The sequence below is a fragment of the Escherichia fergusonii ATCC 35469 genome, from assembly GCF_000026225.1.
Taxonomy (GTDB): domain Bacteria; phylum Pseudomonadota; class Gammaproteobacteria; order Enterobacterales; family Enterobacteriaceae; genus Escherichia; species Escherichia fergusonii.
Genome location: NC_011740.1, coordinates 2077198 through 2092323, shown reverse-complemented (window position 1 = coordinate 2092323; position 15126 = coordinate 2077198). Strand labels below are relative to the sequence as shown.

Below are 15126 nucleotides of genomic sequence, written 5' to 3'. Positions count from 1 at the left end.
ACAAGCATGACACACATGATCTTTCGTCATGGAGACATGAAGAAGTGGAAAGGCGTTGGATACGACTTTGAAATCGTGAAAGCCGAAGAGCTTCAGGAATATCTGGATGCTGGCTGGTTTGCACATCCTGATGATCTTCTGAAGGATGTTGCAGAGCCAGAGCCAGAGCCAGAGCCAGAGCCAGAGCCAGAGCCAGAGCCAGAGCCAGAAGAAAAACAGCGTAAAAAGCCTGGTCGAAAACCTAAGGCGGCAGCAGATGAACCTGACAACGAAGGGTGATTTAGTTCTTGCGGCATTACGTAAGCTCGGTGTGGCATCAAATGCCACGTTAACCGATGTCGAACCGCAGTCCATGGAAGATGGCGTCAACGACCTTGAAATGATGATGGCTGAGTGGCTTGGCGGTGATGCGTCACCAGGTATCAACGTTGGCTACATTTTCGCTGATGCAGATGTCGCTCCAGATCCTGGCGATGAACACGGTTTATCAAATAACGCTATCAATGCCGTCATTTTCAACCTTGCCTGCCGCATTGCTCCGGATTATGCGCTGGAAGCGTCTGCAAAACTTATAACCACTGCCAGATACGGGAAAGAGAGACTCGTCAAACTGTCTGCAATGGACAGAGCAAAAGCCGCTAAATGTAAGTCCGGTTATCCAAACCGTATGCCTGTTGGTAGTGGTAACCAGTTGGCGAAGTGGAACGGTTGGAATTACTTCCACCGGAAGGAACATTGCGATGACGGGAGCGAATAAATGCCGATTCAGCAACTTCCGCTTATGAAAGGTGTCGGCAAAGACTTCCGAAACGCCGACTATATCGACTATCTGCCAGTGAATATGCTGGCAACCCCCAAAGAAATCCTCAACAGCAGCGGATATCTTCGCTCATTCCCGGGCATTGCCAAACGTTCTGATGTGAACGGTGTATCTCGCGGCGTCGAGTACAACATGGCGCAGAGTGCTGTTTATCGTGTGTGTGGCGGCAAGCTCTACAAAGGCGAAAGCGAAGTCGGTGACGTCGCCGGAAGTGGCCGCGTATCAATGGCGCATGGTCGAACATCTCAGGCTGTAGGCGTTAATGGTCAACTGGTCGAGTATCGCTATGATGGTACGGTTAAAACCGTCTCAAACTGGCCTACAGACAGCGGATTCACACAGTACGAGTTAGGTTCAGTTCGTGACATTACGCGCTTACGTGGGCGTTATGCGTGGTCAAAAGACGGTACTGATTCATGGTTTATCACTGACCTTGAAGACGAATCACACCCTGACCGATACAGCGCACAATATCGCGCAGAATCTCAGCCTGATGGCATCATCGGCATAGGTACATGGCGAGACTTCATCGTCTGCTTTGGTTCATCGACGATTGAATATTTCTCCCTGACTGGTGCAACCACCGTTGGTGCCGCTTTGTATGTCGCACAGCCATCACTGATGGTGCAGAAAGGCATTGCCGGAACTTACTGCAAAACGCCGTTTGCTGATTCCTATGCGTTTATCAGCAATCCGGCAACAGGTGCGCCGTCTGTGTATATCATCGGCTCCGGTCAGGTATCACCAATCGCCAGCGCGAGCATTGAGAAAATACTACGCTCCTACACTGCTGATGAACTGGCTGATGGCGTGATGGAATCGTTGCGGTTTGATGCTCATGAACTGCTGATTATCCATCTTCCGCGCCATGTTCTGGTGTACGACGCATCTTCAAGCGCCAATGGTCCGCAATGGTGTGTGCTGAAAACAGGCCTGTATGACGATGTGTACCGCGCTATCGACTTCATTTACGAAGGCAATCAGATAACGTGCGGCGATAAGCTGGAGTCCGTGACCGGGAAATTGCAATTCGACATCAGCAGCCAGTATGGGCTACAGCAAGAACACCTGCTGTTTACTCCACTCTTCAAAGCAGATAACGCCAGATGCTTTGATCTGGAGGTGGAATCATCGACGGGTGTTGCGCAGTACGCTGACCGCCTGTTTCTGTCTGCAACCACTGACGGCATCAATTACGGGCGTGAGCAGATGATTGAGCAGAATGAACCGTTCGTTTACGACAAACGCGTTTTGTGGAAGAAAGTAGGGCGCATCAGGAAAAACATTGGCTTCAAATTGCGCGTTATCACGAAGTCACCTGTCACTCTGTCTGGTGCTCAGATAAGGATTGAGTAATGGCGGATTCGAATCTCAATACACCTGTTATTGTTCAGGCGACGCGGCTCGATACATCAATCCTTCCACGCAATATCTTCTCGCAGTCGTATCTGCTTTACGTTATTGCACAGGGTGCTGATGTTGGTAATGTGGCGAACAAGGCCAACGAGGCCGGACAAGGCGCTTATGATGCACAGGTCAGGAACGATGAGCAGGATGTGATTCTGGTTGATCACGAAATTCGACTGGCATCAGCTGAAGCGAAGATTCAGGACCACGAAACAAGGATTACTAACGCAGAAGCGGCGATAGTCGGACTTGATTCACGATTAACGACAGCAGAAAACGATATTGATTATCTGACGGATGAAGTTGTCGCCATTCAAAACACGCTTTCAGACCATGAAACGCGCATCGATGCTCTTGAGTATGCCACTACGCGCAAGAAGTCAGAAGTTGTTTACTCTGGCGTATCTGTAACCATCCCGACAGCGCCGACCAACCTTGTTAGCCTGCTGAAAACGCTCACGCCGTCATCCGGCACGTTGGCACCATTCTTCGACACCGTTAACAACAAGATGGTTGTGTTCAACGAGAACAAAACCTTGTTCTTCAAGCTGTCGATTGTCGGGACGTGGCCCAGCGGAACCGCCAACAGGTCAATGCAGCTAACATTTTCCGGCTCTGTTCCTGACACTCTGGTAAGCAGTCGCAACTCGGCGACAACAACCGATAACATCTTGTTAGCTACGTTCTTCAGCGTGGATAAAGACGGCTTTCTTGCTACAAATGGCAGCACGTTAACCATTCAGTCAAATGGTGCGGCGTTTACTGCCACAACCATCAAAATCATTGCGGAGCAGTGATGGAAATAAAGCTCATCGATAATCCGGTGAAGCTTGCAGAATTCCTCAACAACCCGGCAAACACGGGAAATATCGTAGACAGTGGAGATAAATACTACATCAAGCCTGATGCGGTATACCTCGGCATCTACGAAGGATTAGTGCTGGCTGGCGTTCATGAAGTGCGTAACTTCTGGCATAGCGTTGTTGAATGCCATGCGGTGTACGACCCCGGATTCCGTGGTGAATATGCACTGCAAGGTCATCGATTATTCTGCAAATGGCTTCTCGAAAACTCACCATTCCTTAACAGCATCACCATGGTTCCTGACACCACCAAATACGGACGGGCAATTATCCGTTTGCTTGGCGCTACCCGTGTTGGTCACCTTGATGATGCTTATACCAGCAATGGAAAGCCTGTAGGCATCACGATTTATCAGTTACCGCGCTCAAAATACGAGGAGCTAAAGAATGTTAATTTTCCAGATTGCCAATAAGCACCTCAGCAAAACTGTTTACTGCAAAGGTGGCAGTGATGGCGGTTCAAAAGCCCAGGCACGCGCAACTGAAAAGGGCATCGAACTGCAGCGTGAAATGTGGCAAACGAACATGCAGAACCTTGCACCGTTCACACCACTCGCTCAGCAGTACGTATCACAGTTGCAAAATCTTTCCTCTCTTCAGGGGCAAGGTCAGGCGCTTAACCAGTATTACAACTCCCAGCAGTACAAAGACCTTGCTGGTCAGGCGCGTTACCAGAGTCTGGCAGCAGCAGAGGCAACTGGTGGATTAGGCTCTACAGCAACAGGAAACCAGTTAGCTGCAATCGCACCTACACTCGGTCAAAACTGGCTGTCAGGTCAGATGAACAACTACAACAATCTGGCAAACATTGGCCTTGGTGCTCTTACAGGTCAGGCAAACGCTGGGCAGAACTACGCTAACAACGTCAGCCAATTGTATCAACAGCAGGCGGCAGCATCTGCGGCTAATGCGAATAAACCATCAGGATTTCAGAGCGCCTTGGGTGGAGCGGCGGCAGGTGCAGCTGCAGGTACTGCAATCATGCCTGGTTGGGGTACAGCAATTGGTGCCGGCGTCGGTCTTCTTGGTTCACTTTTTTAATGGAGGTGTCTCTTGGCTACATGGCAACAGGCTGGTAATACAGGCGCGCTTCTTGCCGGGTTAGGCGGCATGAACTCCAACGCTCCAAGAGCAAGTGATGCAGACGCCACGCTTGCATACATTCGACAGAATAACGAGATGGAGCGTTCAGGACGTAATAACATCGGCCTTCAGGCGTTGCAGGGGCTGGGTAGTGTCGCTCAAACATATAAAGCCGCAAAGCAACAGGAAGCGGATGCTGCATTCCAAAAAGAATATGCGGCAGCCATCCAGTCAGGTGATCGACAGCAGGTGCGAGATCTGATGACCAAATATCCTGGTCAATTAGAGAAGATTCAGTCAGGCATGAAGTGGGCTGACGAAGACCAGCGCAGTTCTATCGGCACATTAGCGGCTGGCGCTCGCCTTGCGTCATCATCTCCAGAAGCGATGCAATCATGGCTGCAAAACAACGCCAAGGAACTGACTCGCGTCGGTGTTGACCCTAACAGCGTTGCTCAGATGTATCAGCAGAACCCTTCAGGATTTGGTGAGTTTGTTGATCACCTTGGGATGGCTGCTCTTGGTCCGATTGATTACTTCAATGTTCAGGACAAGATGGTTGGTCGTGAGATTGACCGAGGCAGGCTGGCAGAGACAATCCGCAGCAATCAGGCTGGAGAAGCACTTCAGGCGAGAGGGCAAAACCTTTCCTATCAGTCAGCAATGACTGGGCACAATATCGCAGCACAGCGCTTGGCTCTGGATCAGCAAGAGTTCGGGTTTAAGATGCAGCAAGCGCAGGAAAAGGCTCAGCAGTTGATTAGCGAAGCACCTAAGCTGTCAGTAAACATGGAAAAAGGCATCGAGACGGCTGTAAACAATGCTACAGCATCATCAAACTCAGCCAATTCTATGAGTGCGCTTGCTCAACAGTTCAGAGCAGAAAAACCAACGACAGGTTTGTTCGGTAACGCACAGAACATGTTCGCAAAACTTACCGGAAGCGATACAACATTGCGTGATTTGCGCATTCGCCAAAATGCCCTTGTTAACAGTCAGGTTCTTAAATTCCTACCTCCCGGCCCAGCAACGGATAAAGACGTTGAGATCGTTCGACAGGGTGCGCCAACTGACATGGATAACCCTGAGACGGTCGCAAGATGGCTTGATGCAATGGCAAACCTTGAGCGACGAAACGCGCAGTTTAATGAGTTTAAAGCCGAGTGGATGAGCGCGAATGGCAACCCTGGACAATCGCGTAATGGCGGTCAGATATTGGGGTTGGATGTTAAAAAAGGTGAATCATTGGGGAGTGCCGTTAAGCGGTATATGTCAATGAATACTGACGCAGCGCCAGCACAAGATTCGACACCTTCAGGAGAACCACGGAATCAGGTTGGATCATATACCTCAAAATCAGGCATTCAATTTACGGTGGAATGATGAAAGTAACTGCAAACGGTAAGACATTTACCTTTCCTGATGGTACGAGCACCGAAGATATTGGCACCGCCATTGATGAGTATTTTGCTGGTCAGGCTGTTCAGCAACAAACAGTTAATCAGGCCAATAATGCACCAACACAGGAAGAACCATCATTGATGCAACAAGCTGGCGATTGGCTCACTGGTGGTCAAAGTGCAGGGCAAATTGCAGAACAGGCTGGTCGTGGTCTGGTAAACATACCATTTGACGTATTGCAGGGTGGCGCAAGTCTGATTAATGCAATCAGTCAGGGGCTTGGTGGGCCAAAAGTATTGGATGATGTTTATCGTCCAGTAGACAGACCGACAGACCCCTACGCACAAGCAGGTGAAACAATTGGTGGGTATTTAGTTCCAGGAGTTGGAACGGCAGGAAGCATGGCTATTGGATCACTGGCAGAGGCCGCAAATCAGAAAGGCGATTTCGCACAAAATGCAGCAAGAAATGCCGGAGTTAACCTTGCCGCTCAGGGTGTTCTTTCCGCAGCAGCAAAGGGAATAGGGCGTGGAATAACGGCTATAAAAGGCGATATTGCGCCAGAAGTGGCGAAAAAAATTGCCACATCAGAATCGATGGGCGTGACACCTATGACATCTGATGTCATCCCACCGAAAAATGCATTCACTCGTGGTCTTACTCAGGATGCTGAGGGGGCCATTCTTGGAACTGGCAGTAAAAGGGCAGAGCAATATGCAACGCGTAGTAAGTTGGTAAGTAATTATTTTGACCGTTTTGGTGAGTACAACCCTGATGATGTGGTGAAATCTCTGACCACCACGTTAAGGGGACGGAAGGATTCTGCTGGCGCAGTTATCAATGACGTCACCAATAAAATGGGTAATGCCGCAGTTGATACCACAAACACTATGAATGCTCTGAATACAGCGATCGCAAGACAGGAACGGCTTGGGACGTCTGCCAATCAAAGCCTGCTTACATCCTTGCGTAACCTACGTGAAGAATTAGCAAACCCTGCAACTGATTTGGATGTTACGTTTGATCTCCTGCGTCAGCACAGAACGGCATTTAGATCTAATGTTCAGGGAGATGCTATGGTCTTCCCCAACCAGGCAAAAGCAGCTACCAATATGGTAGAGAATGCAATGTCAAAAGACCTTCGTAACGCAGTTGCTAAAAACCTCGGTGCTTCAGACGCAGCAAAATACCTTAAAGCAAATTCCGATTATGCAAACGTTTATAATAAGGTGCTTAATAAAAACATTGCTAACAAGCTCAATAAGGCAAGTAGTGAAGCCAGCCCTGAACTTATAAATACCGTTGTATTAAGCAGAAAACCATCTGACGTGAAACGAATCTGGATCGCATTGGATGATAAGGGGAAAGATGCTATGCGTGCAGCTTACGTCAGCAAAATAGCGGAAAAGGCCGGTGACTCTCCAGCCAAGTTCATCACGGAAGTTAATAAGCTGAAATCTCAGTCAGGTGGTGAAATTTACAACACTATTTTTTCTGGAAAGCACATGAAAGAGCTTGATGCTCTTCATGAAGTTCTACAGCAAACAGCAAGGTCAGACACCGCAAATGTAGTAACTCAGACAGGGCAATCGCAAGCCAACCGGATAAGAACGATTGGCGCAACGGCAACTCTTGGCGTATCAATGGGGCTTGAGGCTGGTTTCGGTGCAATGATGCGCTTGTATGAGTCCAAAGCCGCACGGAATATGCTTCTTCGTTTGGCTAACACCAAAGCAGGAACACCAGCCTATGAAAGAGCGCTAAATAATGCTGCAAATGCGATACGCCCTATACTTTCAAGCCAAATTACAGCAGAACAATAGAATAAATAATTAACTAAGTACATAACTACTGACAGATAACCAACGCAACGACCCAGCTTCGGCTGGGTTTTTTTATGCCCAAATTTCACCGTGGCCACGCTGCGGCGATTCATTGTATCTGGAGCAAATTAAATGACAGACATTACAGCCAATGTGATCGTATCGATGCCTTCGCAACTTTTCACTATGGCGCGTTCTTTTAAAGCGGTTGCCAATGGCAAAATTTATATCGGTAAAATTGACACTGACCCTGTAAATCCTGAAAACCAGATTCAGGTTTATGTGGAAAACGAAGACGGTTCTCACGTTCCTGTATCGCAACCAATCATCATTAACGCCGCTGGATATCCGGTATATAACGGACAGATTGCCAAGTTCGTAACTGTGCAAGGCCATTCTATGGCTGTTTATGATGCGTACGGGGCACAGCAGTTCTATTATCCTAATGTACTGAAATACGATCCTGACCAGTTGCGCCTTGAATTAGCTAATGGCAATGGTTCTCTTGTAAACACCCGATATGGAACACTTGATGAATATGTAGAGAAGACACCAAGTATTCTGGCTACAAAATATATGAACGAAGCAGAGCTGGCTGCTTTGGCATCTGGTGACCTTTCAATAAACCATCAGCCTAAAGTTCAGATGGTCATGGATGAGGCGCATAATCTTAAATGCTCCGTATACTTCCCAACTGGAATATACTGTTTTGATTCGGCTGTTAATGTATGGTCATATGTTCGTTCAGTATGGGGCGATGGTTCAGCAACTATTACTCGCCGGTATCGCACATACTTTGTTGAAGGTTCTACGACCGAGATTGATCCGGCAAGAGATACCCGTAAATTATTCCGATTCCTGAGTGGTGCTGTAGGTGCTCAGTCGGTGCATGGGTTACAAATTGATGGTAATGCACGTTCAATTGAAGTTGCGGCATCGGGAACCAGCAGCACTACAGGAATTCCAGACCAAACTTATTATGGTGATATCGAACCAGGTGGTACGTCTCCTTATATACATGGTCCTGATGGTAATATTCCAGTTGCTGGTGAGACATATTATAACCATGACAAAAAAACGTCAGGACTGGTCGTTTTTGATATGGTTTTTAAAGATGCTCCTGGCAGTTGTATAGCAGGGAATGCGCGGAATTTGCGTGTTTCTGGAAACTCATTTCTTGGATGGTATGACCATGCTGTGTACTGTGCTGGTCAAGCATTTGCCAATCAAGGAAATGGTATATTAATTGGTGATATTACAGTAACCGGCAATACTTTCAGAAATAGAATAAATACTCGTGGAAATGGTGCAGTTAAAGGTCGATTTGGGTTTAACAGATATGATGTTACCGGCAATACGTTTGATTGTATTGATGGATGCATGGCATTCGATACGGGGCATGGTATGGTTGGATCTGAATATGCTATACAGTCATGGGGGCAAATAACAGTATCTGGAAATACTGCTACAACTAGTGGCTATTGGATGATGGTATACACCAACAGGGGGACTGAGTGGTTTGACACAGGATGGGCTCATAGTATAGAAATTACAGGTAATACCGTCCGTTCAAAGGATAGAATCCTTCTTTTAGGAATATCTGGAAATAATGATTACATTATGAATTCTTATAATGTATCCATATCGGACAATTATTTTTCCGCGCCGTCATTTTTAACTTTGTATACGCATATTACAAACTCAGACTGGAAGATAGATAACAATATTATTAATATCACAAGCACTGGAATGATAATTGGCGTAGATCAAGATGAAATTTCAAATTCAGTCCTGCGTCTTACTAATAATATTATGGGTAGGTTACTAACATCAGGAACCGCCAACTTACATGTTAGTAATTTTGAGCGTGTATTCATTCATGATAATGAAATAAGAAATTGCTCTTTAAGTTTTGGTAGTTATAGTAAGGAGCTATTTATTGATGGAAATGACTTTAGATGGTCATCATCTTTGCCATCTACGCCATTTTTTGGAGCTATGTGGAGTAACTCTGGAGGTGGGTATCAAAAAGTATCATTAACAAATAACAATTTCACTGGTACATATAATAGATTCAATGTTAAATGTTCTTCTGATTGCGTTATAGAAATATCAGGTAATCAGTTAGGTACTGTCTCATCATTTTTTCTTGATTTAAGCGCAAGCGGTTATACTCCAAAGATACTTCGAGTAAATAGAAATATACTAAGGGGTGGTAATGTTATTGCTAGTTTACCATCAGGTATATCACTTGGTTCACCCAATAGTATTATGGAGTTAACTTGCAACACAATTACCTCACAATCATTTATCTCTCAGAGTGTTGCTACATTATTTAGAGACGATGGGGAACAATCGTGGTTGTCTCACTATAAGACAATTAGATGTGTTAGGAATAATTTCATAAATGCTCTGTTGTGTTTAAAAATTGATGGGGTTGGGTCCTCATCAGTATCGACATCAAATAAATTTTGGTTTGGTGAAAACTTGACTATAAATTCAACTTTATCATGTAACTATCCAGTCGACAATAAAGGTAATACTGATATAATTCAAACTCTTAATGTTTGATATAAATAAGGCGCCGTTTAACGGCGCCTTTTCTATGATTACTCTTTAACGTAAAGTTTTCCAAGTTCCTTTGAACCAGACCAGTTTAAATGGCCACCGTCTCTATAAATTATTTTGCCATTAATCTGACCTGTGCATAAACCATTTTTGCAGAGAATATTATTAGGATCAATATAAGTAATTTGTGGGTATTTTTTAACAAGATAATGAATAAATTCATCACTCCCTACAACCTCTTTTTTCATGTATTCTTTTGTGGAAATGTCTTTTCCACTTATTTTCCCTGATTTTATTTTATTAAAATCAATGCCATTAACAGAGTTAAAGATTATTACATTCACGCCGTGATTGATGTATTCTTTAATCATGGATTCAACTCTATTTCTATAGTCTCTGGTGATGTTGTTACCATTAGAATCAAACAGAGCACATTCATGAGGTATACCAGTGATTTCATCACGAGAACATTTGTCATATTGCCTCCAGTCTGCAGATAATACAACGTACTTATATCTTAGAGATTCATTGAATATCCAAGAAGTAAAGTTTGCTGTGCTGGTTTTATATTCATTTTTAAAGTTAGGGAGACCAAAGGAGGTTGCGGGTATAGGTGGGGTCCAGCTTATTGTTCTTTCTTGAAAGTTAAGCCCGTTAGCCTTCCCATAAGAGTCAAAGAACCCTGCGCTTGCATTTCCAAATGAATCTCCCCATAGATATCCATCAACAGGTCTTGATGTGTCACCAATATTACACTCTGGGATTATTCTTTTGATATCCCAATTGTTTTTATAATAGTTTGTATGGCAATTGCTTCTTATTTTACTAGGATCATTTTCATCACTCAGTTCATCGATGTAACCTTTGAATCGGTAAGCGAACCCATCTGTTTTATATGAAGTAATGGTGATTCCTATAAACGCAATGACAGGTAAAACGAAAAATAGCAGGACTGTTTTTTGAAATGAAAAATTCAGATATCTGGTCTTATTTTCGATGAAATGAAATGTTACGCTTGATAAAAATAGTGTGATAATGATAATGATTAATTGATTTAACGGTGTTAAAGGAATGCCTCTATAATTATAAAAAGCAATTAATGGCCAATGCCATAAGTAAGCAGCATAGGATATTTTTCCTATGTAAACAATCGGCTTAAGACTTAGGATTTTGTTAACTGATGGATAAATATTGCCATTACCAGCAATTATTATCATTGCAGTTCCAAGACATACTGGTAGCGCATTCAATCCAGGGAAGTTTGAATTCTTTGACAGTATTAATGATGAGGCAATAATAATTGTTGCACCTAACGATGCAAGTAAAGATCTGATCTTGATTGTAGGGGATGTATTTTTTAGATAAATTGAGCACATACCACCAATTAACAACTCGAAAGCTCTAGATGGTATCATGTAGTAAGAAAATGAAGGGTTAGTGAATGTTAGATATTGAGAATACCCAATGGATAACAAAAGGGAAACTATGAATATAACTGTTCCCTTCTTAAATTTAAATGCTATGGTTAATATTATCGGCCAAAGAATGTAAAACTGTTCTTCAACAGATAATGACCATGTGTGTAAAAGCGGGAGATTGTCTGTAGACTGGTCAAAGTAACCACCAGTGTTCAACATGAAAAAGAAATTGCTTAATGAAAGCAACGATGCAAGAGCACTATTTATGAATTCTTTAAAATCTGTTTGCATCATGAAGAAATATGATGCAATGAATGTCACTGCAACTACTAATAGTAGAGTTGGGTAAATTCTTTTTATCCTTCGCAGATAAAAGTCTTCATAGCTAAAGGTCCCGTCTTGTAATTTAGGATATATGATTCCAGTGATGAGATATCCAGAAATAACAAAAAAAACATCAACACCTATAAAACCGCCGCTTATTTTTTGTACACCAATATGGTACAAGATAACCATCAGCACGGCCAATGTGCGCAAACCGTCAATATCAGGTCTATATTTCACAGATTTCATACTATTCTCTTGGTTTACCTGCCCTAAAACACTTCTGGCTTTATGCAGGATGTTTTGACTAAATGTTTGAAGAGATGACAAATTTTATCATCTAAAAGCTCTTTTATCGACAAGCAAAAAAATAAGAAAACATAGATTGGATAGCTGTACCATAGCGTGATCGTGTTACCAATGATACTAAGTTGACGTATTTGGTTGTGTAATCTGAGACGAACAAAGCTTTGCACTGGATTGCAAGGCTTTGTGCTCTTCGATATGGGTTAAGGTGGATCACTCCACCTTTTCATCAAGCCAATCTGCCCACCACTGCATCATTTCTCTGCGCTTATCGTGGCAGATGCCTCACTATCACACGGTGATGGTTCATTACTGGTTTGCATAATGGATAGAGAACTGCGGATAAAAGATATCCCAAAACCCCAAAATCTCATCTTTAGGATTTGCAGAAAGGGAGGCGTGAACAAATACCTGCGCATGAAAGCGGAACTAGTCCAGATGTGATGTTTGTGGTGATCACATACATCATTAACGATGCTCGTTATGGTGAGTTTGATGACTACCCGCTGAAGTGAAAATTGTGTTGTGTACCAAATTGCGTACCAAACTAAAATCACAAATCATGAAACCCTTGTTTATGGCGGTTCTCAGGGGTGTTTCGCGTAATCGTGAAACAAAAAAGTTGCTTGCTGCTTGCCGTCATTCATCATTAATCGCTGTCCGTTACTCTCTTTTAGCGCGCGCCAGAACGCTTAAGAGTATCAAAAATTGCCATCCTGGCGTACTCATATCAACAGTCAACCCGGCGTTCACCCGAAAGCCTGATTTTCGCCAGACAACGTGGCACATGTGCGAGACTGCTCACATAATAATCACTATTTTGTTGTGATTTTGGTTCATCTCATTCACTGTATGAAAACACAGTAAATGACGGAGGAAGTATGGATTACGAGATTAAGCAAGAGAAGAAACGCACTATTGCCGGGTTCCATCTGGTTGGACCGTGGGAAAAAACGGTAAAGCAAGGTTTTGATCAGCTCATGATGTGGGTTGAGAATCATAACATTGAGCCGCTGGAGTGGGTCGCTGTCTATTACGATAACCCGGACGAGGTGCCTGCAGAAAAATTACGTTGCGATACAGTGGTGACCGTGCCAGAGAATTTTTGTCTGCCGGAAAACAGTGAAGGGGTGAACGTCACTGAAATTGCGGGTGGACAATATGCCGTTACTGTTGCCCGTGTTCAGGGGCATGATTTCGGCACGCCATGGTATCAATTTATTAATAGCTTGCTGGAAGATTCTCAGTATCAGATGGCCCACAAACCGTGCTTTGAGGTTTATTTAAACAATGGTGCTGTCGATGGTTACTGGGATATCGAAATGTATGTACCGGTACTGCCTAAATAATGGCGCAGATCAACACAGAGCGGGTTAAAGCTGCCCGCTCTGCTGTCATTCAGTTAGTGAATATGAGTACAATTGCGCATTCGTAATTCCTTCGGGAGTGTGTCGAGTGCGTGCCGACAAATCTTTAAGTCCTTTTGAAATCCGTGTCTACCATCATTACCGTACGGTTCACGGTATCCGGGTCGCGCTGGCGTTTGTTCTGACCTTCCTGCTGACTCGTCTGCTAAATATTCCGGAAAGTACCTGGGCACTGGTGACCACCGTTGTGATTATGGCGCCCATTTCGTTTTGGGGAAATGTAGTTTCACGTGCCATACAACGTGCCGGAGGTACGATCTTAGGCTCGATATCCGGCCTGATTGCACTGCAACTTGAGCTCTATTCTTTACCATTGATGTTGGTGTGGTGTGCCGCTGCTATGTTCCTCTGCGGTTGGCTGGCGTTAGGCAAGAAACCCTATCAGGCGCTGTTGATTGGCGTAACGCTGGCAATTGTGGTGGGAGCGCCTACGGGCAACATGGATGTGGCGTTGTGGCGAAGTGGTGATGTCATTCTTGGATCATTGTTGGCAATTATTTTTACCGGTATCTGGCCACAGCGGGCGTTTATGCACTGGCGTATCAAATCTGCGACCTTTTTGACTGACTATAACCGCCTGTACCAAACTGCATTTTCGCCAAATTTAATTGAACGTCCGCGACTGGATAAACAGATCCAGGAGTTGCTGAATGAAGTCGTGAAAATGCGAGCGCTGCTGGCACCGGCCAGTAAAGAGACTGGCATACCAAAATCGATTCTTGAGGCTATTCACACGATTAACCGTAATCTGGTCTGTATGCTTGAATTGCAAATCAATGCTTACTGGGCCACGCGAGCAAGTCACTTTGTTTTGTTGAATGCACCAGATTTGCGTCAGGCGCAGTCTACGGTACAGCAGACGTTACTGACTATTGTGCATACGCTTTATGATGGTCAGCCTCAGACCGTTTTTGCCAATACTGAAAAATTGAACGAAACGGCGGCGCAGCTTCGACAATTAATTGAACATCATCATGCGTTGGACGTGGCTGAAACCCCTATTCATGGCTATGTTTGGCTAAGCATGGAAACTGCACGACAACTGGAGTTGCTTTCGCATTTAATTAGTCGGGCATTGCGCAAATAATGAGCATGCAAGGTGAATAACGCCGCTGCTGCTTCGATTCAGCATCGTTTACGGGTATGATAACGCCCAGGGATAAAATCATTGTCATCTGCAACGGCTAAAAGTAATGTTTACCCTTAAGCGGTTGCTCATACGAATCCGACTCTCACTTTATCAGGGGTATAGAAATGGAAACTAACAAACCTTCTTTCCAGGACGTGCTGGAATTTGTCCGTCTGTTCCGTCGTAAGAACAAACTGCAACGTGAAATTCAGGACGTTGAGAAAAAGATCCGTGACAACCAGAAACGTGTTCTGCTGCTGGATAACCTGAGTGACTACATTAAGCCGGGTATGAGCGTTGAAGCTATTCAGGGCATTATCGCCAGCATGAAAGGTGATTATGAAGACCGTGTTGATGATTACATCATCAAAAATGCTGAACTTTCGAAAGAACGTCGTGAGATCTCCAAAAAGCTGAAAGCGATTGGCGAACTGAAAAACGGCGAAGCAAAAGCAGAATAACGCTTTATAGACTCTGAATAATTCAAGTTGCAGGCAGACGCAGTACATGCAACTTGAAGTATGGCGATTATAGTGGTGAGGATCGTTCTGATCCTC

At 44.5% G+C, this 15126-nt stretch carries 13 protein-coding genes and 1 pseudogene; 13 read left to right on the top strand and 1 reads right to left on the bottom strand.

Annotation, left to right across the window (positions count from 1 at the left end; genetic code table 11):
• Positions 1 to 6: 6 nt before the first annotated feature.
• The 9 genes from EFER_RS10255 (at position 7) to EFER_RS24575 (ending at position 9968) form a co-directional block, all read left to right on the top strand.
• On the top strand, positions 7 to 279 hold the full coding sequence (locus EFER_RS10255; RefSeq protein WP_024256483.1) for a hypothetical protein: 273 nt from the start codon (positions 7 to 9) through the stop codon (positions 277 to 279).
• Entirely contained in the window at positions 257 to 757 is a 501-nt protein-coding gene (locus EFER_RS10250) for a packaged DNA stabilization gp4 family protein (RefSeq protein ID WP_001054833.1), read from the top strand. Before EFER_RS10255 ends, EFER_RS10250 begins: the two co-directional genes overlap by 23 nt.
• Positions 758 to 2176, top strand: a complete 1419-nt coding sequence (locus tag EFER_RS10245) for a packaged DNA stabilization protein gp10 (protein WP_001122409.1) — start codon at positions 758 to 760, stop codon at positions 2174 to 2176.
• Positions 2176 to 3024, top strand: coding sequence for a tail needle knob protein (locus EFER_RS10240; protein ID WP_000785524.1), 849 nt, complete (start codon positions 2176 to 2178; stop codon positions 3022 to 3024). Before EFER_RS10245 ends, EFER_RS10240 begins: the two co-directional genes overlap by 1 nt.
• Positions 3024 to 3503: a DUF2824 family protein gene (locus EFER_RS10235; RefSeq protein ID WP_000403515.1), complete on the top strand. Its 480-nt coding sequence runs from the start codon at positions 3024 to 3026 to the stop codon at positions 3501 to 3503. Before EFER_RS10240 ends, EFER_RS10235 begins: the two co-directional genes overlap by 1 nt.
• On the top strand, positions 3478 to 4131 hold the full coding sequence (locus tag EFER_RS10230; RefSeq protein WP_000904613.1) for a hypothetical protein: 654 nt from the start codon (positions 3478 to 3480) through the stop codon (positions 4129 to 4131). The genes EFER_RS10235 and EFER_RS10230 overlap by 26 nt, the downstream gene beginning before the upstream one ends.
• Positions 4132 to 4143: 12 nt before the next feature.
• Positions 4144 to 5556 carry a phage DNA ejection protein gene (locus tag EFER_RS10225; RefSeq protein WP_000246965.1) on the top strand — a complete coding sequence of 471 codons (1413 nt, stop codon included), beginning with the start codon at positions 4144 to 4146 and terminating at the stop codon, positions 5554 to 5556.
• The gene (locus tag EFER_RS10220; RefSeq protein ID WP_024256482.1) at positions 5556 to 7397 is read left to right on the top strand and encodes a hypothetical protein; all 1842 of its coding nucleotides are present in this window, start codon (positions 5556 to 5558) and stop codon (positions 7395 to 7397) included. The genes EFER_RS10225 and EFER_RS10220 overlap by 1 nt, the downstream gene beginning before the upstream one ends.
• A 132-nt stretch (positions 7398 to 7529) precedes the next feature.
• Positions 7530 to 9968 carry a phage head-binding domain-containing protein gene (locus EFER_RS24575; protein ID WP_000129901.1) on the top strand — a complete coding sequence of 813 codons (2439 nt, stop codon included), beginning with the start codon at positions 7530 to 7532 and terminating at the stop codon, positions 9966 to 9968.
• 38 nt (positions 9969 to 10006) lie between these two features.
• Here the strand turns inward: EFER_RS24575 and EFER_RS10210 are convergent, their stop codons facing one another.
• Positions 10007 to 11956 carry an acyltransferase family protein gene (locus EFER_RS10210; protein WP_000843775.1) on the bottom strand — a complete coding sequence of 650 codons (1950 nt, stop codon included), beginning with the start codon at positions 11954 to 11956 and terminating at the stop codon, positions 10007 to 10009.
• 321 nt (positions 11957 to 12277) lie between these two features.
• Between EFER_RS10210 and EFER_RS24900 the strand changes: the two are divergent.
• From EFER_RS24900 to EFER_RS10190, 4 genes and pseudogenes are all read left to right on the top strand, one after another.
• A pseudogene (locus EFER_RS24900) lies at positions 12278 to 12528 on the top strand (HumD family translesion DNA polymerase); the annotation flags it as partial.
• Positions 12529 to 12894: 366 nt separating this feature from the next.
• Complete coding sequence (gene sbmC, locus EFER_RS10200; RefSeq protein ID WP_000384319.1) at positions 12895 to 13362, top strand: DNA gyrase inhibitor SbmC; 468 nt, start codon at positions 12895 to 12897, stop codon at positions 13360 to 13362.
• 106 nt (positions 13363 to 13468) lie between these two features.
• On the top strand, positions 13469 to 14527 hold the full coding sequence (locus EFER_RS10195; RefSeq protein ID WP_001200864.1) for an FUSC family protein: 1059 nt from the start codon (positions 13469 to 13471) through the stop codon (positions 14525 to 14527).
• 167 nt (positions 14528 to 14694) lie between these two features.
• Positions 14695 to 15030, top strand: a complete 336-nt coding sequence (locus EFER_RS10190) for a DUF496 family protein (RefSeq protein WP_000449651.1) — start codon at positions 14695 to 14697, stop codon at positions 15028 to 15030.
• Positions 15031 to 15126: the final 96 nt, after the last annotated feature.